We start from the raw sequence: 24,493 nt of genomic DNA, 5'->3' as shown, positions 1-24,493 counted from the left end.
GTTTTTTGTGAGTATCGACAAAATTATTGAGGCTCACTGGCTAAAATTTTAGCCAGTGAGAGCTCACTCTCATTTTTGTTTGGCTTGCCCCAACGAACGTGTCAGAGCAAGCTATGGCTCGCATCTAATTGATTTATCTTAGTAATAGTTTTCTTAGTGGTGAAGCCTCAATACTTTTGACTAAAAGCAATGTGGCGACAATGGTGGTTGAGTAAATGAAAACATCTTTAACTAAACCTTGTAATAGGAGAATGCCTGCTACATTCATCATGATAATTACCACCAGTAGGTGGCTAACGTAGATACCTAAGATGCTCGGTGACCACTTGTGCACCCATGACATATTGCCAAAATTGGGGTTAGCAAGTAGCCACATGAAAATACCAAGTGACCAAATAACGGTCCCAAATAAGAAATCATGAGTGTTAAACACTACGTCGTATTGCATCAGTCGATTGGCTTCTGCAAAGTGAAGCCCCAAACCAATCACCATCAGGAATAAGGCTTTGCTGCTAGACCATTGCCATTGTTTCTCTCTGGCCAGATAACCCAGCACAACCAGCAATGTACTAAAGAAAGGGCCATTGCGAGTGAAAAAGGGAGCTGGCAGTTCAGTTAATGTAGAGTAACTTCCTGCTAAAACTCCATACACGTAAAACAATAAAGCGATAGGAAGTAGGAGTCGTGACTGCTCAGCTTTGACCAGAAAAGCGATAAGTGTCACGGCTATCAGGAGTGCCGGCAGGAACCACAAATGAACCAAGCCCCCTTCTAGCAATGAGTTAATCGGGGATTGCATCAGATAATCCCAGTAACCTTGTCGTTCTGCTAAATAACCCGCTTCAGAGACAGTTTGCCACCGGAGCGGTACGACTAGGCAAATTACACTCCACACCATCCAGATCCTGATTAACGGTTTGGCGTAGCTCTTCAGTGTTTCAATTGGATTGGTACTGAGTTTGGGCTGAATCAAATAGCCAGAAATAAGGAAAAACAAAGGAACCGCAAAACGTGACATCTGGTTAATAATGTAACCGACCCAGGGCACCTCTCCCCATTGCCAGTATGTGAGAGCCATTTGACAGTGAAGACCAATTATCGCCAACATGGCGATGATTCGGGCAAATTCTAAACTGGCGATCTTCTTTTTGGTTGTCATAAATTACTTACCTGAACATAAAACTATTCAGCGAAAGTAACAGTTCCCGAATAACGGTGTACGTGAAGAAATCAACTCATGCTCTCTTGGTGACAGGTAATGTTTTAAATTCAGACGTGGTTCAAGCTTCTCATTTATATACCTATCACGGAACTCAATATACCGATCGTTGCAATTGTTCTTGCCAATGAATGGTTAGACCAGAACACTAAACCTTGCATAAAAGAACGACCGTGCTAAAAATACTGTTATGAAAAAAGGAAAAGTAACGAAAGAGTTTATTCTGCAAAGAGCCTTTGAGATTGCCAGTGAAGAGGGGCTGGAAAGCCTTACCATTGGTGAATTGGCAAAGCTGTGTGGGATGTCGAAAAGTGGCCTGTTTGCTCATTTTAACTCTAAGCTGAACTTGCAGCTTTCGGTACTCGAGCACGCGAATCAAGTCTTTACCTCTCGGGTGATAGAACCTGTTCGGGAGCTAGGGGATGATCACATAGAGAGAAAAATTCGTGGGTTGTTAGATTCATGGATGACTTGGAACCACTCTTTTCAGGGTAGTTGTATGTTTCTTGATGCCTGGAACGATACTGCAGCGGATGATTGTCCATTACAAGTGGCATTGAGAAAATCGATCAATACATGGTTGAACTACTTAGAAATACAAATCGCGAAAGGAAAAGATAATCGTGAGTTCTCAAGTGATTTAGACACCAAGCAGGCAACCTTTGATTTGTACGGACAGTACCTAAGCGCGCATGTGTTTTATTCGATTAAAGGCGAGGCAGAGAGTCAGAGACTGTTCTGGCAAGGGATAGATAACTTGTTTGCTCGTTGGAAGGCGTAAGTATCCCGTTTCCAGTCTGTTAAAACACAGACACATTCAAAATTTTAGATAGAGCGACAGAGTTCGCTCTTTCTTATCAGCACAAAAAGCACGACCGTTCTATTTTGTGCTGCTAGTTAAGGGAAAGATCATGAGCGACAAAATTTACTTTAATACTTCGCAGCGTTTTAGCGTTAAACGTAGCTTGGTTAATATCAGTACCCGTCTACATCACACTCTGGCACCGTCACACGCCAAAAGTACTGCAAGAAAGCTCCTTTTGACGCCAGTGCGTACTAAACCGAAAAATGCAGAGCCTGAAGGTTTGGTCAAAGGGGAGATCCAAGGGTTTGATGGTGTGATTAAAACCTACTCACTTGGAACTGGCCCTATTTGGGTTCTGACTCACGGTTGGTCGGGAACCGCGAGCCAGTTTTTTCCTCTGATGGAACATATCGCCGCGAAAGGCTTTACCGCACTGGCTTACGACCATCCTGCTCATGGTGAGAGTGAAGGTCAGTATGGTCACATTCCCGGTTTTATTCGTGGTCTTGAAGATGTGCTGGACTCGGTTGATGACATTGCGGGAGTAATTGGTCACAGCATGGGTACCGCTTCTGCACTGGAATGTCGTCACAGCAAACTGGAGAACAAGCCATTTTTGCTCATCGCGCCTGTTTTAAACTATGTAGAAAACCTGTTTGGCAGTATCGCGCGCTCGGGCTATTCCATGAAACTGTTTAATGCAGTGGTGTCAGAAGTGGAAGCGCAGTTTGATTACCCGTTACAGTCGATTGACCCGCTAAAACGCCTTTCTGAGCGTGAGTCAGTGACGATTATTGTTCACGATGAGCAAGACAAGTTCACTAAACACAGTATCTCAGCAAAAGCGGCGGAGGACATCGCCAATGTTGAGTTAGTCACCACGCAAGGTCAAGGTCATGGCCGAGTCATGAAGTGCGAGCAAGTGTTCCAAAGTTTTGACCGCTTAATCGAATCTAAAGTTTAGTGATTTTATAAAAATAAAGGACAAGGAAGCGAGTGCTGCCCTTGTCCTTTAAACATCATGGTTATAGTTTAGTTTTGTAGAAAGTAGCGTGGCTAGTGCGGCTTAGTTGCAGTTCGCTGTGCCTACTTGTTTCCAAACACCCCATTCACCTGTCGTTGTTGGGTCCTCGCCGCGAGTCCACCACTTCGCCTCCCAAGTACTGCCAGCATGAGTCACTTGATCACCCCCTGTGTAAACCGCATCTGAATCCCAAGCGTTATCACATGTGCCCGTATTCGGATCTGTGGTGTATTGTGCAACGACTATGGTTGTACTTGCGGTCGCGGATGCTTCACCGTCACTCACACTCACGGTGAAGTTTAGGCTGGTATCCTGGGAGTACTCAGCAGCAGTAAAGGTCACTTTCGCACCTTCAACGGTCGCGTTTAAACCTTGTGGTAGCGTCCAGCTAAACGTGAGTGTGTCGTTGTCTGCGTCGCTAGATCCCGACGCGTCTATGACCATAACCTCACCTGCATTCGCTGTTGCTGGAGCGGTGATTTGTGCAACTGGCACTGTGTTTTGAGGTGGTTCGATAACGCCTGCTGGCTTCACGGTGACCACAACAAGATCAGAAGCGGTTGCACCTTCGTTATCTGTTACTGTGAGTTTGAACGTCAGTTGTTCTTCTGCGGTTACTTCAGCCACATCGAAGCTTGCGTTCGCACTATTTGCTCCGGTCAGGGTTACTGCTGTACCAGATACTTGCTCCCAAGCGTAGCTGGCGATCGTACCGTCAGAATCGCTGGACTGGCTGCCATCTAGCGTCACGGTTGCAGGACCTGCTACGGATTGATCTGCGCCAGCGGTTGCTGTTGGAGCACGGTTTGGCTGCTCAATAACCGCACCAGACATACCTTCGTGCATGGCATTGAGGATATCGCCGTTATCTGCATCAATCTCCCAGGAGAATAGACCCGCAAGCCCAAGCGTTTTAGCGTAGTTGCCTTTTGCTAGTACGGAACGGTGGTCATCAAAAGTAATCAGCTCGCCCGTTGAGCGGTTCCATACCCACGGCGCTTCTGCCAGATCATCGTAACCGTATTCAAAGCCGTTGATCCCAGTGCTATTCGCTCCAAGCATGAATGACTTAATGCCTTTGTAATCGATAACGCCAGCTTCCCAGACACCTTGTGTGGTACTGCCTTTTAGCTTGCCAGTTGCAGTACCTGTCATTGGATCATTTGGATCGGTTAGGGTGTCCGGTGTTACCCCTTCCCAGCCACGACCGTACATAGCAGTACCGAGTACGAGCTTGTTGGCAGGGACGCCTTGGGCGAGAAGAAGCTGGATACCGTTGTCTGCAGTATAGGCTGGCCCTTTGAACGGTTCGCCGTTTTCATCAACACCACTGCCATCACACTGACCAGGGCGCATGAACGACCCGCAGTAAAGGGCGGTCTGATGCCCCGGTACGTTGTTCCAACCACCGTAGAAGTCGTAGGTCATCGCGAAAATGTAATCCATGTATTGGACCGCGTTCGCGTAGTCAACGTCTTCGATCTTGTCGTAACCCACACCAATTGCTGAAGTGAGTTCGTATGTTCGGCCTGTTTCTGCCTCTAACTCATCCAACATTGCACGCAGTTCACGCATTAAAGCAACATATGCAGGACCATCGTTGACGGGGTCGCCTCGGTCTGTCGCTGCACCGCCGCCGCCAGGGAATTCCCAGTCAATATCGACGCCATCGTAAAATTTCCATGTGTTGAGGAATTTTTTAACGGAAGCCACAAAGGTATCTCGATTGGCTTTATCGACGAAATCAAAGAATGGATCAGACAGAGTCCAACCACCAATCGATGGGATGATTTTCAGCTCAGGGTTACGTTGTTTCAAGGCCATCAGCATTGCGTAGTTACCCTTGATCGGAGTGCTGTATTCATGACCGGCTTGTGGGAAGCTCTTTTGGTACGCTGCCCATGGGTCATGGATAACGACTTCATAATCAGGTACGCCGTTACAGGCAGTTTGCAACGCGTTAAAGCTATTCCCGCCAACGGATTTAACGGATTCATTAGGGCCACAAATTGGGATGAAGCCGTAAAGGATGTGGGTTAGGTTGTCTGCCGGAATATTGTCGACGGTGTAGTTACGGCCATAAATGCCCCACTCAACAAAGTAAGTCCCCATCACCACGCTAGGGTCTGTGCTGTAAGATTTGTTGTTTGGATCTACATTCATCGTAAGCGGTTTTAAGTGCGAGCCATCAGTGTCAGCGATGGTAATTTCAGCTGGGGCACTTCTCGCACAGCCTGTTTCATCACACGCTTCGATCTCCATCTGATACAAACCGCCTTGACCATATTCGAAGTTGGCGGTGGTTTGGCTACTGGTAATGGCGCCAGTGGCAACTTGGGTACCATCAAAGTAGATGTTGTATGTGTCGCCCGTCGAGCCGCTCCACTGGTTGAATGTCACCGCAATCTTTGCTTGGTCATGGTAGGTCACCATATTGTGGTAACCGGATGTGGTTTCCATGGCCAATTCAATTTTAGAAAACTGAAGGTTGTTAGATCCATATAGATCAATACTTGGTGCAGTTGGAGCAGCGACAGTCGCTCCGGATAATGCCAAAGCAACGCCTGCGGCACATAGGTTAAATCGAATCATAACTTCTCTCTATCCTTAGATTCATGTTCTATCACAAACACAATCTGCTCTTACGCCAAAGTCCGGCACCACTTGCAAAAGCATCACGTTTAGCATTTCAGAGAGTTTTTTTTCGTCAAAAAAAATCAAAGCGTTTTTCGAGTCACTTGAGAGAAGTTAAATAAAACTCGTACGCTGTTGCACGTGAAATACAATCTTGAGTCAATAATCTAAAAATATTCTGCAGAAGCAGTATTTATCGTTTACGCACTTAAAGAAAAATCAAAATGAAGCGTATTTATTTGTCTGAATATCTTGGGAATTCTTACATCTAAAGGCGCTAGGAGAGTGAGGGCTCAGGTGCCACATTGTCTATTTGTTATGCCTAAATAATCACCGGTTTTGATGTGCTATGCATGATAAGAAAACCTAGTTATGAACCTATTTGTCACTAATGTTTAATTAGAAGGCTTTATGGGCTTGAGTCGTGGAGAAAAACAGGGTAAAAAAGGTCAGATTTTTAATGAGGGAACTGATAATGAGTATCAAGGAAAACAGCTATTTTGCAGGCGGTGTGAAGTCACTAGGTTTTAGTCAACACGAGCAAGAAGTGAGTGTCGGAGTGATGCTTCCAGGAGAGTACACGTTTGGTACACAAGCTCCAGAACGCATGACAGTAGTGAAAGGTGCCCTTATTGTTAAACGTGTAGGTGAAACTGACTGGACAACATACAACAGCGGTGAGTCTTTTGACGTTGAAGGCAACTCATCGTTTGAACTACAAGTTAAAGATGCGACAGCGTACTTGTGTGAATATCTATAAAACACCGTCTTGCACCGTGAATTGAAGCCACCTTCGGGTGGTTTTTTTGTGTGTACTTAGGGTCTGTTGACCTTTCGAGCTGATTTTTGCAGCAGTTTGTGGGTTCTTTATACAATGCAGAGGTTTTGAAATGTAGTTGACCTACCTGACAAGCCGATAACGCAGTAGAAAGGAGCCACAAACGCTGCCCAAAGGGTTCGGCTAAAAGCGCTATACTCTTTGTTGAGAGGTGCTTTACTTAGAATGACTAAGCTACAAACCTCTAGCCGTCCGCCTCTCGTCGCGATTAAAGCGCTTTTATCTCGAACAAAAATTAACCACGAAAGGTAAACAGACCCTAGAGAGTACTCATCAATCCAAGGAGGAAATGATGTCAGTACAACGCAAACACACGGATCTCCCTCCACGTTACGAGGCTAATGATTTTACTACAGAGCAAAGACGACGCTTCACTGCTGTGGCGAATGCTGCGCAAAAGCGGCGAGATTTGTATAAACGAGTATTAGATAACGAGCTGGTGGGTAAATTGAGTCAACAAGCTTGCAAACATAACGAGGCTCCACATCAAGGAAAAACCAGACGTGCAAGCCAAGTCATCTGGTTAGTGGTTATCCTGCTTGTTGGTTTATGGGCGACGTATTGGTTCGCTTATTAGTATTCTGTAAACGTTCACTCGACGAGCTAATAAACCTCTCCGATTTCTGGTTGGCGCAATTGTTGGGTGCTCAATTCTTCCAACTGCACACAATCTTCATAGTAGGCGTACTGATTTTTACCGGTGTGTTTTGCTACATACATGGCTTTATCTGCACATCGAATCAGTTCCGATAAGTCGTTTGCATCTTGTTTATAAATCGCCGCCCCGACACTCATCGTGATTTCATTAATGAGGTCGTAATCTAGAGAGCGGTTTGAGAATACATTAACAATGCGTTTTAACACTTCGTCCAAACTTTCTTTGTTAGGCACATCGTGTAGTAGCAGGACAAATTCATCACCGGCAAACCGAGCGATAGAATAATCATTCTTCGGGGGAGTGTGGCCAGCTAAGCGAGCACTCTCTTTCAATCGAGATGCAAATGTCTTTAGAACGTGATCACCAACGTCATGGCCATAGTTGTCATTAATGAGTTTAAAGTTGTCGAGATCGAGGAAGATAACGGCGGTCAAACCTTTGGTTTGATAGCGATCGATTTCGCTCAGTTTTTGTCGTGCCCAAGTTTCAAAGCTCCAGCGATTGGCCAAACTGGTCAGTTGGTCAAAATAGGCCAGTTCTTCAATGCCTTCTCGATAGAGGACTTGAATGTAATTCAGAACCTTGGCGTAGTAATAAGAAAATGTATGACAAACAAAGCTAATCGCAATCAACGTCAACATAAACCGACGCTCAATCATAGGAGAGGCGGTTGGTAATCTATCCAGAAAAGCGATGCCGAAAAAAATAAAGACTATGTAGGTACAGCTAAAGAGAAGCCCAACTTTAAACTCGTTGATAAGAATGAGGGTTGCGACAATTGGATACAGCCACAAAATTTTTCCTGAAGGCGCATCATTAAACAGTAGTAACAGCAAACCTTCTAGCATGAGTACTGCGCTTAAAAGTAGATCGGCATACTGGTGATGCTTTTGTACTTTTATCATGTAGCAAATCGCAAAGCAGGCAAGCGCAGATAAAGCATGGAGCAAACACAGCCCCCAGTGCTGCTCAAATGCTTGAACAATCGCACCATAGACTAGACAAGTGGCGGCGATGCTCGAACATATAAAAACAATCTTCTTTTTTCTCGTTGCGCGGATATCCGCCATCTCTTCTAAGCGTGCCCCTGCCAATGTCGACATCTTGTATCCCTAACTTTATAGTTTTAACTCTATTCTAGTTGTTAACTGAGCGATAGATAGAATAAAAGTTCGGCTAACTGTGAAGTAAATCATTTTGAATATGGCGATGAGTAATTGAATTAAAAGTAGATTTTCGAGGCGATGATGATGTTTCACGTGGGTCATACGCTCTTCAGCTATTGTTTTTTGTATACGTCGACAAAGTGCCTTTCATATCGTCAATGAGTTACCGTGAGATAAGAAAAATATTGCTCATTTCGACGAAATTTTGTTGCTGTTGTGACCGGGATGCGAATAAAATTTGCGCATAGCAACTTTTCGCCCATTTCAAGTATGAATGGCTATTTTCTTAAACTGCTTCACAGTTTCCTGTGAAGCAGTTTTTCATTGTGTGAAGGTTTACAACTATGCCTAAGAGCCAGAACATCAACCAGCGCATGTCCATCGTGACACTCGCTTGGCCGATACTCGTGGAAATTTTGCTAAGGACGGCTTTAGGAACCAGTGATGTATTCATGCTGAGTGGTTACTCAGACAAAGCGGTATCAGCGGTTGGGGTTATTACCCAGTTGACGTTTTTTCTGATCATTGTTTCAACATTTGTGAGCAGTGGGACGGGCATCTTAATTGCACAATACAATGGCGCTGACCGTGAGAAAGACTCGGTTGATGTTGGTGTCGCGAGTGTTGTGTTGTCGGTGATTGTAGGTATTTTCCTCAGCGTGATAGCGGTACTTGGTGCGATATTCTTTTTGCCATATTACGGCCTTGAAGCCCAAGTGGAGGAATACGCGCGCAATTACTTGCTGATCAGTGGCTCACTGACATTCAATGTCACCATTGGCATCGTGCTAACCACGATTCTGCGTAGTCACGGTTTTTCGCGCTCACCAATGGTGGTTAACCTGCTCAGTGGCGTGCTAAACATTGCAGGTAACTACATCGCGTTGTATCAGCCGTTTGGTTTACCCGTTTATGGCGTAGAGGGCGTTGCCGTTGCGACCGTCGTGAGCCAAGTTGTAGGTACATTGATGTTGTTGGTGGTTGTGGCGCGTTCGAGCATCCAGTTACCAATGTCGACCATGAAAAAAGTGCCGGCGGACATCTATAAAAAGATTTTGAAGATTGGCGGCATGAATGCGGGTGAGGTGTTGTCTTACAACATTGCGCAAATCTGTATTGTGTACTTTGTGGTACAGATGGGCACGGCTTCGTTGGCGGCATTTACCTATGCGCAGAATATTGCGCGTTTTTCTTTTGCTTTTGCACTGGCGATTGGACAGGCAGCGCAGATTCAAACCGGTTATTACATTGGTAAGGGCTGGGTGACCAGCATCCTGAAGCGTATTCAGATTTATTTCTTGGTGGGCTTTGTTGCTTCTACCGTTGCCACGACCGTGATTTACGTATTCCGAGAAGACATTCTCCGCGTGTTCACTGATCAGCCTGAAATCCTTGCTCTTGCTGGCTCATTGGTTCTGGGGTCGATCCTGTTAGAAGCTGGACGTGTGTTTAACCTGATCTTCATTGCTGGTTTAAAAGGTGCGGGCGACATTAAATTCCCGGTGCAAATGGGTATCGTAAGTATGTGGGGCTTAGGCGTGTTGTTCTCTTACGTGCTTGGTATTCACATGGGCTACGGTGTAGTGGGAGCCTGGATGGCAATCGCTTTGGATGAATGGGTTCGTGGCATCATCATGGCGAGACGCTGGCGTTCACAAGTGTGGACGAAATTTAAAGTCAGTTAAATGCGTCATAGCCGATAGTGGCAAAGACTGAGTCGGAATATGCTTGGTCTGAATTTAAAAAAGGCACTGAATTCAGTGCCTTTTTAGTTTCTTCAGATTAACCGTGCTGGGTTTAAAACTCACAATCGGCATGGAAGCTCATGCGTTCTTTGCTGTATGGGTGATCCAGTTCCAGCATTTCTGCATGCAAGTGTAAGCGATTTGCCTTTTCGCCATACAGGCCATCGCCGATCATTGGCATATTTAATCCCATGTGATGAGCACTGTGGACACGCAGTTGGTGGGTACGGCCAGTTTTAGGGTACATATACACTTTGCTACGGCCATTTTTAACTTCAATCAGCTGCCAGTGCGTCTCCGCTGGTTTTCCATGCTCAAAGCAAACCAATTGGCGCGGGCGATCTTCTGGGTCACCACGCATAGGTAATGAGATATCACCCTCGGCATCACTAAGTTCACCTTCCAGCAGAGCCATGTAGCGTTTTTGTACGCCACGAGCCATGAACTGCTTCTGTAAGCTTTTATTCGCGCGTTTGGTCAGTGCAAACACCAAAATGCCTGATGTCGCCATATCTAAGCGATGGATGACAAAAGGCCCTTCAACGTCAGGGAACATTGCCTGTAGCCTTGTGTACGCCGAGTCTTTGATGGTTTTGCCCGGAACAGACAGCAAACCTGATGGCTTGTTTACTACTACCATGGCTTCGTCCTGATAGAGAATTTCCAGCTCTTTGTCTTCTGCCCAGTTTTCCGCCAGCGGGTTGGGTTCGACGTTCATACCTTGCAGCATGTGGCCTAGTATCGGTTGGCACTTACTGTTGCACGATGGGTAAAACTTCTTGTGCTGGCGCACTTCGGACTTTGGTGATTCCCCCCACCAGAACTCGGCAAGCGCCAGTGGTTTAAAGCCATGTTTAAATGCGTATTGAAGCAGTTTCGGGGCAGCACATTCACCTGCGCCTGCTGGTGGCACCGGATTCGTGGTGGTAGCGAAAATATCCACTAAATCGCGTTCTTGTCCCAGTCCGTTAAGAAACCGGTACTGTCTGTGTAGTTTGTGCTGTAAAGCGTTAGACAGTGTTTTTCGACGCTCTTTAAATTCTGAAAGTTCATGTTTTAAAGTGGCTAAACGCTGCTCTTTCACTGCCAGTTTTTCATCCCACGCCATCTTGAGGTATTTGAGCGCATTTTTCTCGGCCACACTTTGTTTACCCAAGTCGTCTAACAACGTTTTTAGTTCATCGGGACCTAGTGTTTGCTCACCCTGTTTACGCTGCAGTTTTCGATTCGCGCGGCCGTCTATCATGATTTGGCGTTGCGCCTGTTCTTCTTGCTGATATGAAGTGCGATCGGCTTGAATCTCCGCTTTTAGCTCAATTAATTCGGGGTTATCTGCACACTGCTTGTATTCGGCATTGATTGCATTGATGGCGTCGGTTTCAGCGCGGAAAAAACCTTCATCAGTCAGCATGTCATACACTGGTGGTACAAACCCAGGCAACAAGTTTTGATCGGCGATCTTGCCGGAGAAAGCACTGAGATACCCTAGCTCACCTTGTTGATTTTGTACCAAAAGTACGCCGAACATTTTCCCTCGTCCCGCTTGCTCATCCTCTAACCCAAAGTCATGCTCAAAGTCATTTTGCGTGAGTAAGTGTTGTTGCAGTTGTTCAGCGGCTAATACGCATAGAGGGTGCGGTGTGTAATAGAACGGAAACGTAAACTGCTCTGGTAACTCATAACCAGAAATATCAGCAGTAAAACGAGTAAAGCAATGTTCAGGCGAGTGCATGATGTGTATCCGCGCGAGTAAAAATTTGAGCGAGGATTGTACCTGTTTGATTCAAGATTGCCATGTTGATATTGCACCGTGAAATCGCTCTTTCTGAGGCTGAAAGAGCGAATCTATCGAGTGGCTTACTGCAGCTGTTGCAATGCGTCCTGCCATTGTTCTGGTTTACCGTAATAAGCCGTGTGAGGAATTCTAAAGAATTGGCCTTCTTTTTCTACCAGTAACGTTGGGAATCCACTCACTTGCAACTGGCTCATCAACTGCTGGCTGGAGTGAATTTCGTTGATCAATACGGTTTGATTTTGCTCCATCAGTTCGTCCCAATCGCTTGTGTCCAATCCGAGTGTTTCAGCAATGGATTTAAGCGTGGAGGGCTCATTTACTTTGAGTCCCGATTGGTAATGAGCAGACTGAATCGCTTTCAGCATAACCCATGGGTCTAGACTGAGTTTCTCCGCGGTTAAGATGGCTAGCGTAGGCAAATAGGAATCTAGGATGAACTCACGCTCTTGCTTCACTCTTTGCAAGTAAGCATCGCCAAATACAGCGCCTGTCTCCGCAGCTATACGTTCGTCACTGCCAATAATGTGCTGGCGAAATTCGGAACTAATCACGTGCTGATTGAGCATGCCACCCGGATGGAACACGACATTAAATTGTGGAGATGTCACCAGAGGTTCTAAGAGGTCTGATGCGCCATAGCACCAGCCACACATAGGGTCGAAAAAATAATGAATGGTAACCATGAAAGATCTCCTTAGAAATGAAATTAGTCAAACGGCACGGTTCGTTTGGGTACAGAGGCTATGTTATGAAATTGATACGCTCAGAAAAATACACAATAATGTACAACACTGTTTCTTATTCCGAGCAAATCAATGGATAGACTAACCGCCGCTAAGGTTTTTATTGATGTGGTGTATTCCGGCAGTTTTACCGCAACGGCTGAGCGGTTGGAGATGTCCCGGCCGATGGTGACGCGCTATGTGGATGCCATGGAAAACTGGCTGCAAATTCGTTTGCTGCATCGAACCACGCGCAAAGTTTCACTCACCACCGCTGGTGAACGCAGTGTTGCGCAAATTGAACGTTGGCTAAAGCAGGCCGACTCCCTGACCTCGAATATTGTCGCTGACGGTGAACTGGCAGGTAAAATCCGACTCGCGTCGAGTGCTTCTTTTGGTTTTTCTCAGTTGATCCCTGCCGTACACAGTTTTATGCAATTACATCCTAAGGTTGATATTGACTTGGATCTGCAAGACTCCGTGAGTGACCTGACGGAAGAACGTATCGATCTGGCGATTAGAATAGCTTCGAATCCGGATCCTGCCTTGATTGGCAAGCCCATTGCTGACTGTGATTCTGTCCTAGTGGCTGCGCCTGAATATCTGAAGAAACAGAGAGTGATTTCTCAACCAAGCGATTTGTCTGACCATGATTGTTTAGGTTATAAAAATTTTGAGCGGCGCGTCTGGCATTTATCCCTGGGTGAGCAGTTTGAATCGGTCAGCATTCATTGCCGATTGACGTGTAATGAAGCGACTGCACTACTACACGGGGCTTTGCAGGGGATGGGTGTTGCTTTACTGCCCACGTATTTAACCACGAAGTATGTGCAATTGGGCGAGCTTGAAATCGTGCTTCCTGACTGGAAACCGAATCGGCTACACATTTACGCACTGTACTCTTCCCGCAAACATTTATCTCCGGCGGTGAGAGCCTTCATCGACCATAGTGAACAGTACTTTAAGCGCCATCCATGGTAGATCAAGAGTCAATATCGCAAAGCAATAGAACAACTCAACTTGAGATTCACACACGATCCTGTACCTTAAACGTAATCGCTGTTTTCCTTCCCTAATTAGAGTTTTAGTTCATGTCACAAGCTAGCATTAAATTTATCGCCTCCGATATGGATGGCACGCTACTCGATCAGTACGGTCGTTTAGACCCAGAATTCTTCGATGTCTTTTTACGATTAGAGGAACAAGGTATTTTGTTTTCGGCTGCCTCTGGTCGTCAATATTATAGCTTGCGTGACACTTTCGCTCCGATTCAGGATCGTATTCTGTACGTGGCAGAAAATGGCACTTTGGTGATACACAAAGATAAAGAACTCTATAGCTGTACAATTCCGAAACCTGAAGTAGCAGAGATAATCAAAGCGGCGCGCGGCATAGATGGGGCACACATTGTTCTGTGTGGTAAGCGTTCGGCTTATATCGAAATTCAGGATCAAAAAACGTTGGAAGAGTTTCAAAAGTACTACCATCGCTGTGAAAACGTCGACGATTTGCTTCAGGTTGACGATGAGTTCATTAAAGTTGCGATCTGCCATTTTGACGGTTCAGAAGAGTTAGTCTTCCCGACGATGAACGGCCAGTTTGGTGACTCACATAAAGTCGTTGTTAGTGCCAAAATCTGGCTAGATGTGATGAACGCAAAAGCTTCTAAAGGGGCGGCAATTCAGTATCTTCAACAAACCATGAATTTCACACCTGCAGAGACGATGACATTTGGTGATTACCTAAATGATTTGGAAATGCTGCAAGTGAGCGAGCACTCTTATGCGGTGGCCAATGCTCATGAAGAGATTAAGAAAATCGCCCGTTTTTCTGCGCCAAGCAATCAGGAATCTGGTGTGCTCACTGTGCTGAAAGAAAAATTTATGAACAACTAGTCGCGCAGACTCACCCTCAGTTGTAATGAAAAGCCCCGCTTGTTGAAGAGCGGGGCTTTTGTATGTTTGAGATGTCACTCTGTTCTATCTTTGGAATTTCATCTTGTACATGCGTTTATCTGCGATATTGATAAGGAAGTCGATATTATCGCTATCCATCGGATACCGCGCGATACCAATACTGGTCGAAAGTTGATGATCGTTTTCTGTTTTTAGTACCGGGTCATCAAACACGGCATTAATATGACGCTGTATTTCTTCTTCGCTGATGGCTTTGTCCTGAACGACGATGGCAAACTCATCACCACCCATTCGGTAAGTGGTAAAATTATTGATCTCCATCGACTTTAGCCGGTTAGCGATAGCTCGTAAAACTTTGTCGCCAGCTTGGTGTCCGTGAGTATCATTAATTTTTTTAAACCCGTTTAAGTCCAGGATACAGAGATAAAACGTGTTTTTTTGTTGCATGTTTTTTCTGAGCGTCACAAACAGCGCGCTTCTGTTGCCTAGCCTTGTCAGCGGATCGCTGAGTGCTAGTTTTCGGTGGAAACTTGATTCGCGGTAAAAGAAATAAATAAGAGAAAGTGTCGACAACACAAAAGTCGCAAACAGCATATATTGCGCTTGTACCAGTCGCTGTGTTTCACCTTTTTGTGCTTCATATACTTTGCTGGTGAGTCGGAAGTTTTGATTCACAAAATCCACTAAGTCTAAGTACAGCGTCTGGGTTGAGCGATAAAACTGGGCTGCCGCTTGACGATCTCCGTTGCTCGCCTCGACAAGAAAAGGCTCAAGGTCTTTGAATTGTTCGAAGAGTTCTAAAAAATACTGCTGAATATTGTTGCGAGAAAAGAAAGTGTACGCATCATCGCTGTTGATGAGTAAGTCAAAGCGGCTCCAGGCGAGCTCATACTGTAGCTCTGCGCCATTTATGTCCTGTATGTCTTCATCAAGCCGACGTGCTTCCCCAACCAGTTCCGACAGCTCTTTAGACAGCTGAAACAAAAACCACGTGGCTTGTTTTTGCTCGTTAGTAAAGTTTTGCGCTAATGCACGCGTTTGTTGAAGTAGCACGACATTCGCGAGCAATAAAGAGGTAGCAAAGACGAACAGCAGCAGTTTGCTGAGTGTTGTGTATCGCCACTTTTGGGGCTTGAGTGGATAGGTATCTGATAATTTCATTATTTCTTTATCAATTTAATTTCATTCACCTGCCAGACCATTTGGGCATGATATGCGGATCGATTTAGCTCTGGGTAAAGGTTCAGCGGATATACAACCCAATATGGGCCTTTGTCCCTGATTTTTATGTAATGTTTATCTTTTTGATAGGCCAAAATCGGCTCATATCTAACGATATCTGGTCGCGTTACGGTCGCATGGTAATTGTTTAAACCACTGATATCGATTTGCGCTGGAATATCACCATATACGTAAGTGAGTAAGTCACTCAGCTTTACTCCAGTAAACTCAGACTCCCCTTTACTCCAAGGTAACTCGGTGGTGTAAGTGGTTTCTGGCAACGATTGAATGTCTTCTAATTCCAATGCCACACTGGACTTTTGCGGACCGTTACTAAATGAAACGGTATGTGCAGAAATAAAAGGGGCAAAACACAGCAAGCCTAATACGAGTATCTTTTTCATTCTATTCATTTTGGAGTTTTATGCTTTTACTGAGCTAGAGAAAGCGACGCTAGCCGTGATTTATTTAAGGTTTCGATGATTTGAATAAATGGATAAGGTTGCAAAAATATATCTTGTTTGAAAAGTAACCTTACGCTTACTTTACGTCAAGGCTATTAAGTGACTTCTTAAATAAATGAACGATGAAATGCAGTGATTAGAGGAATATTAGGACTCTTAGCGTATTTTAAGTACTATTCAATAAAAATCGATATAATTATCAATTAATAATTATTAGAAGAAAATTAACATTTTCAATTCAATTTTAAAATTAATAATATTTCTGAATAACGAATAGATATTCAAAAAAGAATAAAGCCACCTTTTTGGGGTGGCTTATTATTATGTTACTTATTAACAACTTACTCGAACAAATACTTAGCATGAAAGTTCAAATGGTCATCAATAAAGCTTGAGATGAAGTAATAACTGTGGTCATAACCTGGCTGCATTCGAAGCGTTAGTTCTGAACCATGCTTATTCGCCGCCGCAACGAGAAGTTCAGGTTTAAGTTGTTCACTCAGGAACCCGTCTGCGTCGCCCTGATCAACCAGAATAGCCAATGGTGATGGACCTTGTTTCAGCAACTCACTCGCATCATATTGTTTCCAGTTTTCGATATCGGTACCTAAATAAGCGGTAAACGCTTTTTGGCCCCAAGGACACTGAATAGGGTTACTGATAGGGCTAAATGCTGAAATTGAGCGATACTGATCGGCATTTTTTAAGCCGATAGTCAGTGCACCATGCCCGCCCATGCTGTGGCCAGAAATAGACTTCACATCAGAAACCGGGAAATTGTTTTCGATGATTGCTGGTAGTTCTTTCGTGATGTAGTCATACATGAAGTAGTGCTGTGACCAAGGTGCCTGAGTTGCATTGAGATAAAAACCAGCACCCTGACCGAGGTCGTAATTTTCATCATCTGCCACACCTTCGCCACGAGGGCTGGTGTCTGGGGCAACAATGGCGATGCCAAGTTCGGCAGCCATACGAAATGCGCCAGCTTTCTGCATGAAATTTTCATCGCTACAAGTGAGACCCGATAGCCAGTAAAGCACTGGTACTGGGTGGGACTTTGTCGCGTTTGGCGGCAGGAAAATAGCGAATCGCATTTGGCAATTCAGTGAACTAGATTCGTGAGTGTATTGTTTGTGCCAGCCACCAAAAACTTTGGCCTGACTTACGTTTTCTATCATCATGAATAAACTCTTAAGAAGCAGATATTAGATTCAACGGCAGGACACCGTTAATACAATAAGGCTCTCCCTAGGGAGAGCCTGCAGAGACATTATTTGTCCATGTGAATCACGCTACGGATACTCTTACCTTCATGCATCAGGTCGAACGCCTCGTTGACGTCTTCAAGTCCCATAGTGTGAGTAATGAATTCTTGTAGACCGAATTCACCTGCCATGTATTTTTCTACAATTTCTGGAAGCTCAGAGCGGCCTTTCACGCCACCGAACGCACTGCCTCGCCATACGCGGCCAGTTACCAGTTGGAATGGACGGGTAGAGATCTCTTGACCTGCACCAGCTACACCGATGATGACTGACTCACCCCAGCCTTTGTGACAGCATTCAAGAGCCTGACGCATCACGTTGACGTTACCGATACATTCAAACGAGAAATCAACGCCGCCATCTGTCATTTCAACAATGACTTCCTGAATTGGCTTGTCGAATTTCTGAGGGTTAATCACATCGGTTGCGCCAAGTTGTTTCGCAAGATCGAATTTACTCTCATTGATATCGATACCGATGATGCGGCTAGCGCCAGCCATACGTGCACCAATGATTGCAGATAGACCGATGCCGCCTAGGCCAAAGATGGCTACTGTGTCGCCTTCCTGAACTTTTGCTGTATTCAGTACTGCGCCCATACCGGTAGTCACACCACAGCCAAGTAGACATACTTCTTCCAGAGGTGCTTCTTTGTTTACTTTCGCTAGTGAAATTTCTGGAAGTACAGTGTACTCAGAGAACGTCGAACAGCCCATGTAATGGAAAATTGTTTCGCCATTGATTGAGAAGCGGCTTGTGCCATCTGGCATTAGGCCTTTACCTTGAGTTTCACGTACTGCCTGACAAAGGTTCGTTTTGCCAGATTTACAGAACTTACACTCGCCACATTCTGCTGTGTAAAGAGGAATAACGTGATCACCAACTTCAACACTAGTCACGCCTTCGCCTACCATTTCAACGATACCGCCACCTTCGTGACCAAGGATCGCAGGGAAGATGCCTTCTGGATCGTCACCAGATAGCGTGAATGCATCCGTATGACAAACGCCAGTTGCCACGATACGGACTAAAACTTCACCTTTTTTAGGCAGTTGTACATCCACTTCTTCCATTTTTAATGGCTCGCCTGCCGCCCATGCGACAGCCGCTTTAGATTTGATCGATGTTTGACCTGGTTTGATTTCAAGTGCCATTGGATTTCCCTTATCTAATCAATAGGTAGGCGTAGTAGTTAAGCGTAGCTGAGCTTTCGCTTTTCGCCTGTAGTTTTATTTATGCTCATTTTATCTATTTCATTAAAAATGATAATCCGTCGTTTATGAAAATGATTTTTACATATAAGTAATAATAAGAGTGTTAAACCGGATAGAAGACAAAAGGATTTTTGATGACGACAGGTGTGCTTTGGGGCAAACAAAAAAAGCGCTTATCGTGTTTATGATTCAGCGCCTTTTTCTTTATTAATCAGTCTTTGTAGCGTGGGTCGATTCGGTCCAGTTTGCGCAATAACGCTGGCCATACGATGGAACCATCCACGCCTTGTGTTTTCACCGCTTCAGTTATCGAGCTGACAATCTTAGGTTCAATGTGAATGAGCTCACTGCCTCCCGATTGTGCGGCTAATTGGATTTGGCAGGTGGTTTCCAAGGCATACATAGACAAAAATGCATCCGCGACGGTTTTGCCTACCGTTAATAGCCCGTGATTGCGCAGCACAAGGAAATTTGCCTCTCCCAGATCTTGCTGCAAACGAGGTTGTTCATCTTCTCTTACTGCGACGCCTTCATAGTCGTGATAAGCCAATGACGACAGCACATAAGTTGACTGTTGACTGATTGGCAAGATGCCATTTTTCTGCGCGCTGACCGCGACACCAGCTCGCGTATGTGTATGAATAATACAGCCGACATCATGACGCGCCTCATGAATACAGCTGTGGATGATAAATCCAGCGTGATTGACGGAGTGAGGTGTGTCTTGCAGCTTATTACCGTTTTGATCGATCTTGATAAGGTCGGAGGCGGTAATTTCATCAAACATCATCCCGTAAGGATTGATCAGAAAATGATGCTCAGGGCCTGGAATTCGTACACTTATATGGGTAAAGATTAAGTCGTCCCAGCCGAATTCTGCGACCAGCCTGTAGCATGCGGCTAATTCCACACGTAACTGCCATTCTTGTTCGCTAACTTGATTTCTCATTGATGAGTTCATGATCGCCTCTCCCTATTCTGCTGCTATTTTGTCTTGAGCTTGTTTGTAAATCGAACGAACGGGACGCTCAAATACCTTGCGGATCATCGGCTCAAAGAATTCTAGCGATAGGGTGTCTAATTCAGGATCAAAGGCTGGCGCGTCATATTTACGTACAAATTCCTGAGTGCGTTGGTAACAAGGATGATCGATGTACGCTTTGTGCATCTCTCTGTCCATATTCAAGTGATGGAAGAAGTAATATCCCTGAAAAATACCATGATGTTTGATCATCCAGTGATTCTCTTCACTGACGAAAGGCTCGAGGATAGTAGCGGCGATGTCTGGGTGGTTATACGAACCTAACGTATCGCCAATATCATGCAGTAGCGCACACACGACGTACTCGTCATCCTTACCATCTCGATAGGCGAGTGTTGCACATTGGAGGCTGTGTGTGAGCCGATCAACCTGAAAGCCACCAAAATCACCATCAAGCAATAAAAGGTGTTTGATGATTCTGTCTGGTAATTCTCCAGCATAATCAACAAATTGTTCCGCGATGATCTTCCAGTCTTGTGCTGTGCCATGTTCCATATGAGTAAAACCAGCTAATGGGGTATTGTGCTTGGTCATTCTTCTGTCCTACTTGTGGATTCAGACGCTATAAAAACACAGCTCATGTTTGTTCAATGTTAAATCGTTTACATTTAATTAGCTTTTTGTATTGAGGGGTACAGATAAAGGGAAGTTTCTCCCGGTCAGAGTTTGTGTGACAATGTTGTCGTTAAATGATTTGACGGGAACAAAGAAATGGCGAATTGGGAAGGTGTTACTGAGTTTGTAGCCGTTGCAGAGACAAACAGTTTCACAGGCGCTGCAAATAAACTTAAAACATCGGTTGCACAGATCAGTCGTCGAGTTTCCGCGCTAGAGCAACGTTTAGCGGTGAAATTGCTGCATCGCACCACGCGTAAAGTTTCTCTTTCTGAGGCAGGTCAGCTTTATTATCAGCAGTGTAAGCACCTGTTAGAAGGGCTAGAGTTAGCCGAGCTTGCCGTGACTCAAATGCAGGCAGAGCCAAAAGGCATACTGCGGGTGACGGCTCCGGTTACCTATGGAGAAATGAACCTTGCGCCATTATTGCATCAGTTCTTAGAGAGGCATCCTCAGGTTAATCTCGACTTGATTCTGACTAACCAGCGACTCGACTTGATAGAGAAAGGGTTGGATGTGGCCATACGCCTGGGGCGATTACAAGATTCAAGTATGATTGCTAAGCGCCTTTCTTCACGCCAAATGTATGTCTGTGCGAGCCCTAATTATCTGGAACGATTTGGCGAACCCCATACACTATCAGAGTTAGGGCGTCATCAGTGTTTGGTGGGTTCTGTCGATTACTGGCATTTCAAAGAGCAGAACCGAGAGAAGTCGTTGCGCGTCTCTGGACGGATCAAATGCAACAGTGGTTTCGCTTTAGTGGATGCCGCAAAGCGTGGGCTTGGTTTAGTGCAGTTACCGGATTATTACGTTCAAGAGGCGTTAGATTGCGGTGAGCTGGTCGAAGTGCTCAGTGATTACCGGGATGATCGTGAAGGTATTTGGGCGCTGTATCCACCAAGTCATAAACTATCGCCTAAAGTCAGATTACTCATCGACTTTTTAGCGAAAGAGTTGGCGTGATCAGCGCATCAGCTGCCGAAGCGTTAAATAAGGTAAATTGCGAAATTTAATCGCCCTCTCAATATTTATAAAGTAGGCAATAAAGCAGCCGTCTAGCTGCTTTCCAGACTATGCGGGGTAGTTATGATATCCCAAGTGCTCGGAAATATTTTTGCCTGCTTGATGCAATAAGCCAACATACTCTTCCATTCGTTCTTCTTCAAAGCGAATAACAGGGAATGAGATAGACAGAGCAGCAATGATTTGACCAAAGCGGTTATAAACCGGCGCTGCGATACAGCGAAGGCCAGGTTCTTGCTCTTCGTTATCTTCTGCAAAATGTTGAGCGCGCACTTTTGCCAATTCTTCTAGCACTTGTTCCGTGTTTTCTAGTGTCTTTTCAGTGTGTTTAATAAATTCTACACCGCTTAACACCTCACGGACGAAGCTTTCATCGCGCTCAGAAAGTAGAACTTTACCAATCGCAGTACTGTAAAGAGGGTTACGGCGACCAATGCGCGATTGCATGCGTAGGTTGTAGCCAGAATCAATTTTGTGGATGTAAATGATGGCATTGTCATCCAGAGCACCCAGGTGCAAGGCTTCATTGGTTTGTTCTGAAATATGACGCATTTCTTTGTCGGCCAGTTCAATCAGATCAACATACTCGAGCGATTTTGATCCCAACTCAAACAGCTTGAGTGTTAGTGAGTACTTATCGTCTTCACCTTCTTGCGATACGTAGCCTAGTGACTTCATTGTTTGTAGAAAACGATATGTTGTTGCTTTCGACATCATTAGTCGTTGGGAAAGATCGGATACACCGATGGATTTTTGCTCCCCTAGTGCTTGAAGAATGTGAAACACTTTCAGTACTGATGAAACTGCTTCAGGTTGATTTGAGGTTTTCATTGATGTCCTTGTGAATTTTTTGTTTGCTTCATTATATCTTATAAAATCTGTAGCACTAGTATTTATAAAATACCTTTTCAATAATTTGGAATTAAATTGGGGTTCGGTGCAGAAAAATTGGATCGTAATCTATTTTTTGAAACGTCTTTTCAAAAATAATTGAAACTGATTTCTTTTTTATTCAGTATATGTGTGTAGAAAGTGACATGGCCAGTCGCCAAATCACGAATTATCTAATTATTGAGGAAAAAGACATGATTCTTGATTCATTTAACCTTGAAGGCAAAGTAGCCATTGTTACGGGTTGTGACACTGGTCTTGGCCAAGGTATGGCGCTTGGTTTAGCAAAAGCCGGTTGTGATATCGTGGGCGTAAACATCATTGAACCGACAGAAACTATTGAGAAAATTGAAGCCGAAGGCCGTAAATTTGTTGATGTTCGCGCTAACCTAATGACGCTGGATGACATCCCTTCAATCGTTGATCGCGCAGTCACAGAGCTGGGCCGCATTGATATTCTTGTAAACAATGCAGGTATCATCCGTCGCGAAGATGCGATCGAGTTTTCTGAGCAAGATTGGGATGACGTAATGAACATTAACATCAAATCGGTGTTCTTTATGTCTCAAGCCGTTGCAAAGCAGTTCATCGCTCAAGGTGAAGGTGGCAAGATCATCAACGTCGCATCTATGCTGTCTTTCCAAGGCGGTATCCGCGTTCCTTCATACACTGCCTCTAAGAGCGGCGTGATGGGTGTTACGCGCCTAATGGCGAACGAATGGGCAAGTCACGACATTAACGTGAACGCGATTGCACCAGGTTACATGGCAACAAACAACACCGCTGCTTTACGTGCTGACGAAGAGCGTAACGCTGCCATCCTTGAACGTATCCCTGCTGAACGCTGGGGCTTGCCTGAAGATTTAGCTGGCCCTTGTGTATTTTTGGCATCAAAAGCGGCTGACTATATCAATGGTTACACGATCGCGGTTGACGGTGGATGGTTAGCTCGCTAATCGATTTGTGAGAAGTTGATTGTGGATACCGCAACATTAGCGCAAGTAGTAGGGTTTATCAGTTTTGGTTTGGGATTCTCCGTCTTTTACCAAAAAAATGATAAACGCCTAAAAATCTTGATGCTGATATTTAATCTCAATCATCTTCTCCATTTTTTATTGCTTGGTTCAATGACCTCAGCGCTTGGGGCGTTCCTGTCGACAATCAGAACGACCACGGCAATATTTGTTTCGTCGAAGCGAATCGCTGCTGCATTTATTGTTATCAGTTTAGTTAGTGGTTATTGGGCTGCTGAGCAGTGGCGTGACATTTGGCCTATTTTGGGAACGATTATCGGGACCTACTCTGTATTCTGCTTGTCGGGAATTCAGATGCGCGTGGGCTTTTTGATTGGTGCTTGTTGTTGGCTGACCAACAATATTCTGGTGGGTTCTATTGGGGGGACACTGCTGGAAATGACCGTGATCGTTATGAATTCAATGACAATTTACCGTTTATATCGCCAGCGACTGGAGCCAATGCTTCCGCCTTGTGTGAAGACGCTACAAACTGATCAAAATCAGCTTGAAAGGTCATAGATTCTAAGAATTTTGTTTAAGAAACTTTTTGAATGCGGTTTGTACCGCAGGAGTAACAGATGAAAATTGCACTAATGATGGAAAACAGCCAAGCCGCGAAAAACGCAATGGTGGCTGGTGAATTAAACACTGTAGCGGGTGGTCTTGGCCACGAAGTATTTAACGTTGGTATGACTGATGAAAATGATCATCATCTAACGTACGTCCACTTAGGTATCATGGCGAATATCCTACTGAACTCAAAAGCAGTAGATTTCGTGGTAACGGGTTGTGGAACTGGCCAAGGCGCGCTGATGTCAAGCAACCTACATCCAGGCGTAGTATGTGGCTACTGCCTGGAGCCATCTGATGCATTCCTGTTCAACCAAATCAACAACGGCAACGCTATCTCTCTAGCCTTCGCTAAAGGTTTTGGCTGGGCTGGTGAACTGAACGTGCGTTACATCTTTGAAAAAGCGTTCACTGGAAATCGTGGTGAAGGTTACCCTATCGAGCGAGCAGCGCCTCAGCAAGCTAACGCTGCGATCTTGAACGACGTAAAAGCCGCAGTCTCTAAAGATGTGGTTGAAGGCTTACGTGCCATCGATCAAGAGCTAGTGAAAACTGCTGTTGGTAGTGCGCAATTCCAAGAGTGCTTCTTCGCACATTGCCAAGTGCCTGAGATCGCAGAATACGTGAAGTCTCTACTGGACTAATTA

At 45.0% G+C, this 24,493-nt stretch carries 23 protein-coding genes; 11 read left to right on the top strand and 12 right to left on the bottom strand.

Annotation, left to right across the window (positions count from 1 at the left end; all coding sequences use genetic code 11):
* Nucleotides 1-133: 133 nt before the first annotated feature.
* Nucleotides 134-1,159 (bottom strand): acyltransferase, encoded by a 1,026-nt coding sequence (locus tag DBX26_RS20950; protein WP_118120795.1) that lies wholly within the window; start codon nt 1,157-1,159, stop codon nt 134-136.
* Between the two features lie 250 nt (nt 1,160-1,409).
* Here DBX26_RS20950 and DBX26_RS20945 point away from each other — a divergent pair, with 250 nt between their 5' ends.
* Nucleotides 1,410-2,000 (top strand): TetR/AcrR family transcriptional regulator, encoded by a 591-nt coding sequence (locus tag DBX26_RS20945; protein ID WP_014233455.1) that lies wholly within the window; start codon nt 1,410-1,412, stop codon nt 1,998-2,000.
* A gap of 130 nt (nt 2,001-2,130) precedes the next feature.
* Nucleotides 2,131-2,988 (top strand): alpha/beta hydrolase, encoded by an 858-nt coding sequence (locus DBX26_RS20940; RefSeq protein WP_118120794.1) that lies wholly within the window; start codon nt 2,131-2,133, stop codon nt 2,986-2,988.
* 102 nt (nt 2,989-3,090) lie between these two features.
* Here DBX26_RS20940 and DBX26_RS20935 read toward each other — a convergent pair whose 3' ends face one another.
* Nucleotides 3,091-5,640 (bottom strand): glycosyl hydrolase family 18 protein, encoded by a 2,550-nt coding sequence (locus tag DBX26_RS20935; protein WP_118120793.1) that lies wholly within the window; start codon nt 5,638-5,640, stop codon nt 3,091-3,093.
* Between the two features lie 517 nt (nt 5,641-6,157).
* Here DBX26_RS20935 and DBX26_RS20930 point away from each other — a divergent pair.
* Nucleotides 6,158-6,442, top strand: coding sequence for a pyrimidine/purine nucleoside phosphorylase (locus tag DBX26_RS20930; protein WP_014233458.1), 285 nt, complete (start codon nt 6,158-6,160; stop codon nt 6,440-6,442).
* Nucleotides 6,443-6,812: 370 nt separating this feature from the next.
* On the top strand, nt 6,813-7,097 hold the full coding sequence (locus DBX26_RS20920; protein ID WP_118120792.1) for a hypothetical protein: 285 nt from the start codon (nt 6,813-6,815) through the stop codon (nt 7,095-7,097).
* Between the two features lie 26 nt (nt 7,098-7,123).
* On the opposite strand, the gene DBX26_RS20915 is transcribed toward DBX26_RS20920, so the two are convergent.
* Nucleotides 7,124-8,281, bottom strand: coding sequence for a GGDEF domain-containing protein (locus DBX26_RS20915; protein ID WP_065297975.1), 1,158 nt, complete (start codon nt 8,279-8,281; stop codon nt 7,124-7,126).
* 407 nt (nt 8,282-8,688) lie between these two features.
* Here DBX26_RS20915 and DBX26_RS20910 point away from each other — a divergent pair, with 407 nt between their 5' ends.
* Nucleotides 8,689-10,029: an MATE family efflux transporter gene (locus DBX26_RS20910; protein WP_118120791.1), complete on the top strand. Its 1,341-nt coding sequence runs from the start codon at nt 8,689-8,691 to the stop codon at nt 10,027-10,029.
* A 112-nt stretch (nt 10,030-10,141) separates the two neighbouring features.
* Here DBX26_RS20910 and DBX26_RS20905 read toward each other — a convergent pair whose 3' ends face one another.
* Nucleotides 10,142-11,821: an RluA family pseudouridine synthase gene (locus tag DBX26_RS20905; RefSeq protein WP_118120790.1), complete on the bottom strand. Its 1,680-nt coding sequence runs from the start codon at nt 11,819-11,821 to the stop codon at nt 10,142-10,144.
* A 125-nt stretch (nt 11,822-11,946) separates the two neighbouring features.
* Nucleotides 11,947-12,567 (bottom strand): DsbA family protein, encoded by a 621-nt coding sequence (locus DBX26_RS20900; RefSeq protein WP_118120789.1) that lies wholly within the window; start codon nt 12,565-12,567, stop codon nt 11,947-11,949.
* Between the two features lie 132 nt (nt 12,568-12,699).
* On the opposite strand from DBX26_RS20900, the gene DBX26_RS20895 reads away from it, so the two are divergent.
* On the top strand, nt 12,700-13,587 hold the full coding sequence (locus DBX26_RS20895; RefSeq protein WP_041170378.1) for a LysR family transcriptional regulator: 888 nt from the start codon (nt 12,700-12,702) through the stop codon (nt 13,585-13,587).
* Nucleotides 13,588-13,697: 110 nt separating this feature from the next.
* Complete coding sequence (locus DBX26_RS20890; RefSeq protein ID WP_118120788.1) at nt 13,698-14,501, top strand: HAD family hydrolase; 804 nt, start codon at nt 13,698-13,700, stop codon at nt 14,499-14,501.
* An 84-nt stretch (nt 14,502-14,585) separates the two neighbouring features.
* Here DBX26_RS20890 and DBX26_RS20885 read toward each other — a convergent pair whose 3' ends face one another.
* The 6 genes from DBX26_RS20885 to DBX26_RS20860 all read right to left on the bottom strand — a co-directional run bounded on the left by DBX26_RS20885 (nt 14,586) and on the right by DBX26_RS20860 (nt 20,262).
* Nucleotides 14,586-15,683, bottom strand: a complete 1,098-nt coding sequence (locus tag DBX26_RS20885; RefSeq protein WP_020335082.1) for a diguanylate cyclase — start codon at nt 15,681-15,683, stop codon at nt 14,586-14,588.
* Nucleotides 15,683-16,147 (bottom strand): oxidoreductase, encoded by a 465-nt coding sequence (locus DBX26_RS20880; protein ID WP_014233467.1) that lies wholly within the window; start codon nt 16,145-16,147, stop codon nt 15,683-15,685. The genes DBX26_RS20885 and DBX26_RS20880 overlap by 1 nt, the downstream gene beginning before the upstream one ends.
* 401 nt (nt 16,148-16,548) lie before the next feature.
* Nucleotides 16,549-17,388, bottom strand: a complete 840-nt coding sequence (fghA, locus tag DBX26_RS20875; RefSeq protein WP_020335085.1) for an S-formylglutathione hydrolase — start codon at nt 17,386-17,388, stop codon at nt 16,549-16,551.
* A gap of 89 nt (nt 17,389-17,477) precedes the next feature.
* Nucleotides 17,478-18,626, bottom strand: coding sequence for an S-(hydroxymethyl)glutathione dehydrogenase/class III alcohol dehydrogenase (locus DBX26_RS20870; protein WP_020335086.1), 1,149 nt, complete (start codon nt 18,624-18,626; stop codon nt 17,478-17,480).
* A 271-nt stretch (nt 18,627-18,897) separates the two neighbouring features.
* The gene (locus DBX26_RS20865) at nt 18,898-19,647 is read right to left on the bottom strand and encodes a class II aldolase/adducin family protein (RefSeq protein WP_065300640.1); all 750 of its coding nucleotides are present in this window, start codon (nt 19,645-19,647) and stop codon (nt 18,898-18,900) included.
* Nucleotides 19,648-19,659: 12 nt separating this feature from the next.
* Nucleotides 19,660-20,262, bottom strand: coding sequence for an HD domain-containing protein (locus tag DBX26_RS20860; protein WP_118120787.1), 603 nt, complete (start codon nt 20,260-20,262; stop codon nt 19,660-19,662).
* Between the two features lie 177 nt (nt 20,263-20,439).
* Here DBX26_RS20860 and DBX26_RS20855 point away from each other — a divergent pair, with 177 nt between their 5' ends.
* Nucleotides 20,440-21,309 (top strand): LysR family transcriptional regulator, encoded by an 870-nt coding sequence (locus tag DBX26_RS20855; RefSeq protein ID WP_118120786.1) that lies wholly within the window; start codon nt 20,440-20,442, stop codon nt 21,307-21,309.
* A 108-nt stretch (nt 21,310-21,417) separates the two neighbouring features.
* Here DBX26_RS20855 and kdgR read toward each other — a convergent pair whose 3' ends face one another.
* Nucleotides 21,418-22,200, bottom strand: a complete 783-nt coding sequence (gene kdgR, locus DBX26_RS20850) for a DNA-binding transcriptional regulator KdgR (RefSeq protein WP_014233473.1) — start codon at nt 22,198-22,200, stop codon at nt 21,418-21,420.
* Nucleotides 22,201-22,454: 254 nt separating this feature from the next.
* Between kdgR and kduD the strand changes: the two genes are divergently transcribed.
* From kduD to DBX26_RS20835, 3 genes are read left to right on the top strand one after another with little or no spacing between them, the layout of a single operon-like run.
* Complete coding sequence (gene kduD / locus DBX26_RS20845; protein ID WP_014233474.1) at nt 22,455-23,216, top strand: 2-dehydro-3-deoxy-D-gluconate 5-dehydrogenase KduD; 762 nt, start codon at nt 22,455-22,457, stop codon at nt 23,214-23,216.
* A 21-nt stretch (nt 23,217-23,237) separates the two neighbouring features.
* Nucleotides 23,238-23,795 carry a YgjV family protein gene (locus DBX26_RS20840; protein ID WP_174234202.1) on the top strand — a complete coding sequence of 186 codons (558 nt, stop codon included), beginning with the start codon at nt 23,238-23,240 and terminating at the stop codon, nt 23,793-23,795.
* A gap of 59 nt (nt 23,796-23,854) precedes the next feature.
* A complete protein-coding gene (locus tag DBX26_RS20835; RefSeq protein ID WP_014233476.1) occupies nt 23,855-24,490 on the top strand; it encodes an RpiB/LacA/LacB family sugar-phosphate isomerase in 636 nt (211 codons plus the stop codon).
* The last annotated feature ends 3 nt before the right edge of the window (nt 24,491-24,493 follow it).

The sequence above is a fragment of the Vibrio sp. dhg genome, from assembly GCF_003443775.1.
In the GTDB taxonomy this organism is placed as follows: Bacteria; Pseudomonadota; Gammaproteobacteria; order Enterobacterales; family Vibrionaceae; genus Vibrio; species Vibrio natriegens.
The sequence above is the reverse complement of the archived record's forward strand: the minus strand, read 5'-3'. Positions and strand labels throughout refer to the sequence as shown.

Coding starts and splice junctions, on each gene's coding strand:
- DBX26_RS20855 (WP_118120786.1), top strand. CDS start 20,440: ATGGCGAATTGGGAAGGTGTTACTGAGTTTGTAGCCGTTGCAGAGACA.
- DBX26_RS20885 (WP_020335082.1), bottom strand. CDS start 15,683: ATGAAATTATCAGATACCTATCCACTCAAGCCCCAAAAGTGGCGATAC.
- DBX26_RS20895 (WP_041170378.1), top strand. CDS start 12,700: ATGGATAGACTAACCGCCGCTAAGGTTTTTATTGATGTGGTGTATTCC.
- DBX26_RS20920 (WP_118120792.1), top strand. CDS start 6,813: ATGTCAGTACAACGCAAACACACGGATCTCCCTCCACGTTACGAGGCT.
- DBX26_RS20905 (WP_118120790.1), bottom strand. CDS start 11,821: ATGCACTCGCCTGAACATTGCTTTACTCGTTTTACTGCTGATATTTCT.
- fghA (WP_020335085.1), bottom strand. CDS start 17,388: ATGATGATAGAAAACGTAAGTCAGGCCAAAGTTTTTGGTGGCTGGCAC.
- DBX26_RS20930 (WP_014233458.1), top strand. CDS start 6,158: ATGAGTATCAAGGAAAACAGCTATTTTGCAGGCGGTGTGAAGTCACTA.
- DBX26_RS20890 (WP_118120788.1), top strand. CDS start 13,698: ATGTCACAAGCTAGCATTAAATTTATCGCCTCCGATATGGATGGCACG.
- DBX26_RS20915 (WP_065297975.1), bottom strand. CDS start 8,281: ATGTCGACATTGGCAGGGGCACGCTTAGAAGAGATGGCGGATATCCGC.
- DBX26_RS20940 (WP_118120794.1), top strand. CDS start 2,131: ATGAGCGACAAAATTTACTTTAATACTTCGCAGCGTTTTAGCGTTAAA.
- DBX26_RS20935 (WP_118120793.1), bottom strand. CDS start 5,640: ATGATTCGATTTAACCTATGTGCCGCAGGCGTTGCTTTGGCATTATCC.
- DBX26_RS20945 (WP_014233455.1), top strand. CDS start 1,410: ATGAAAAAAGGAAAAGTAACGAAAGAGTTTATTCTGCAAAGAGCCTTT.
- DBX26_RS20865 (WP_065300640.1), bottom strand. CDS start 19,647: ATGAACTCATCAATGAGAAATCAAGTTAGCGAACAAGAATGGCAGTTA.
- DBX26_RS20900 (WP_118120789.1), bottom strand. CDS start 12,567: ATGGTTACCATTCATTATTTTTTCGACCCTATGTGTGGCTGGTGCTAT.
- DBX26_RS20880 (WP_014233467.1), bottom strand. CDS start 16,147: ATGAAAAAGATACTCGTATTAGGCTTGCTGTGTTTTGCCCCTTTTATT.
- DBX26_RS20860 (WP_118120787.1), bottom strand. CDS start 20,262: ATGACCAAGCACAATACCCCATTAGCTGGTTTTACTCATATGGAACAT.
- kduD (WP_014233474.1), top strand. CDS start 22,455: ATGATTCTTGATTCATTTAACCTTGAAGGCAAAGTAGCCATTGTTACG.
- DBX26_RS20870 (WP_020335086.1), bottom strand. CDS start 18,626: ATGGCACTTGAAATCAAACCAGGTCAAACATCGATCAAATCTAAAGCG.
- DBX26_RS20910 (WP_118120791.1), top strand. CDS start 8,689: ATGCCTAAGAGCCAGAACATCAACCAGCGCATGTCCATCGTGACACTC.
- DBX26_RS20835 (WP_014233476.1), top strand. CDS start 23,855: ATGAAAATTGCACTAATGATGGAAAACAGCCAAGCCGCGAAAAACGCA.
- kdgR (WP_014233473.1), bottom strand. CDS start 22,200: ATGAAAACCTCAAATCAACCTGAAGCAGTTTCATCAGTACTGAAAGTG.
- DBX26_RS20950 (WP_118120795.1), bottom strand. CDS start 1,159: ATGACAACCAAAAAGAAGATCGCCAGTTTAGAATTTGCCCGAATCATC.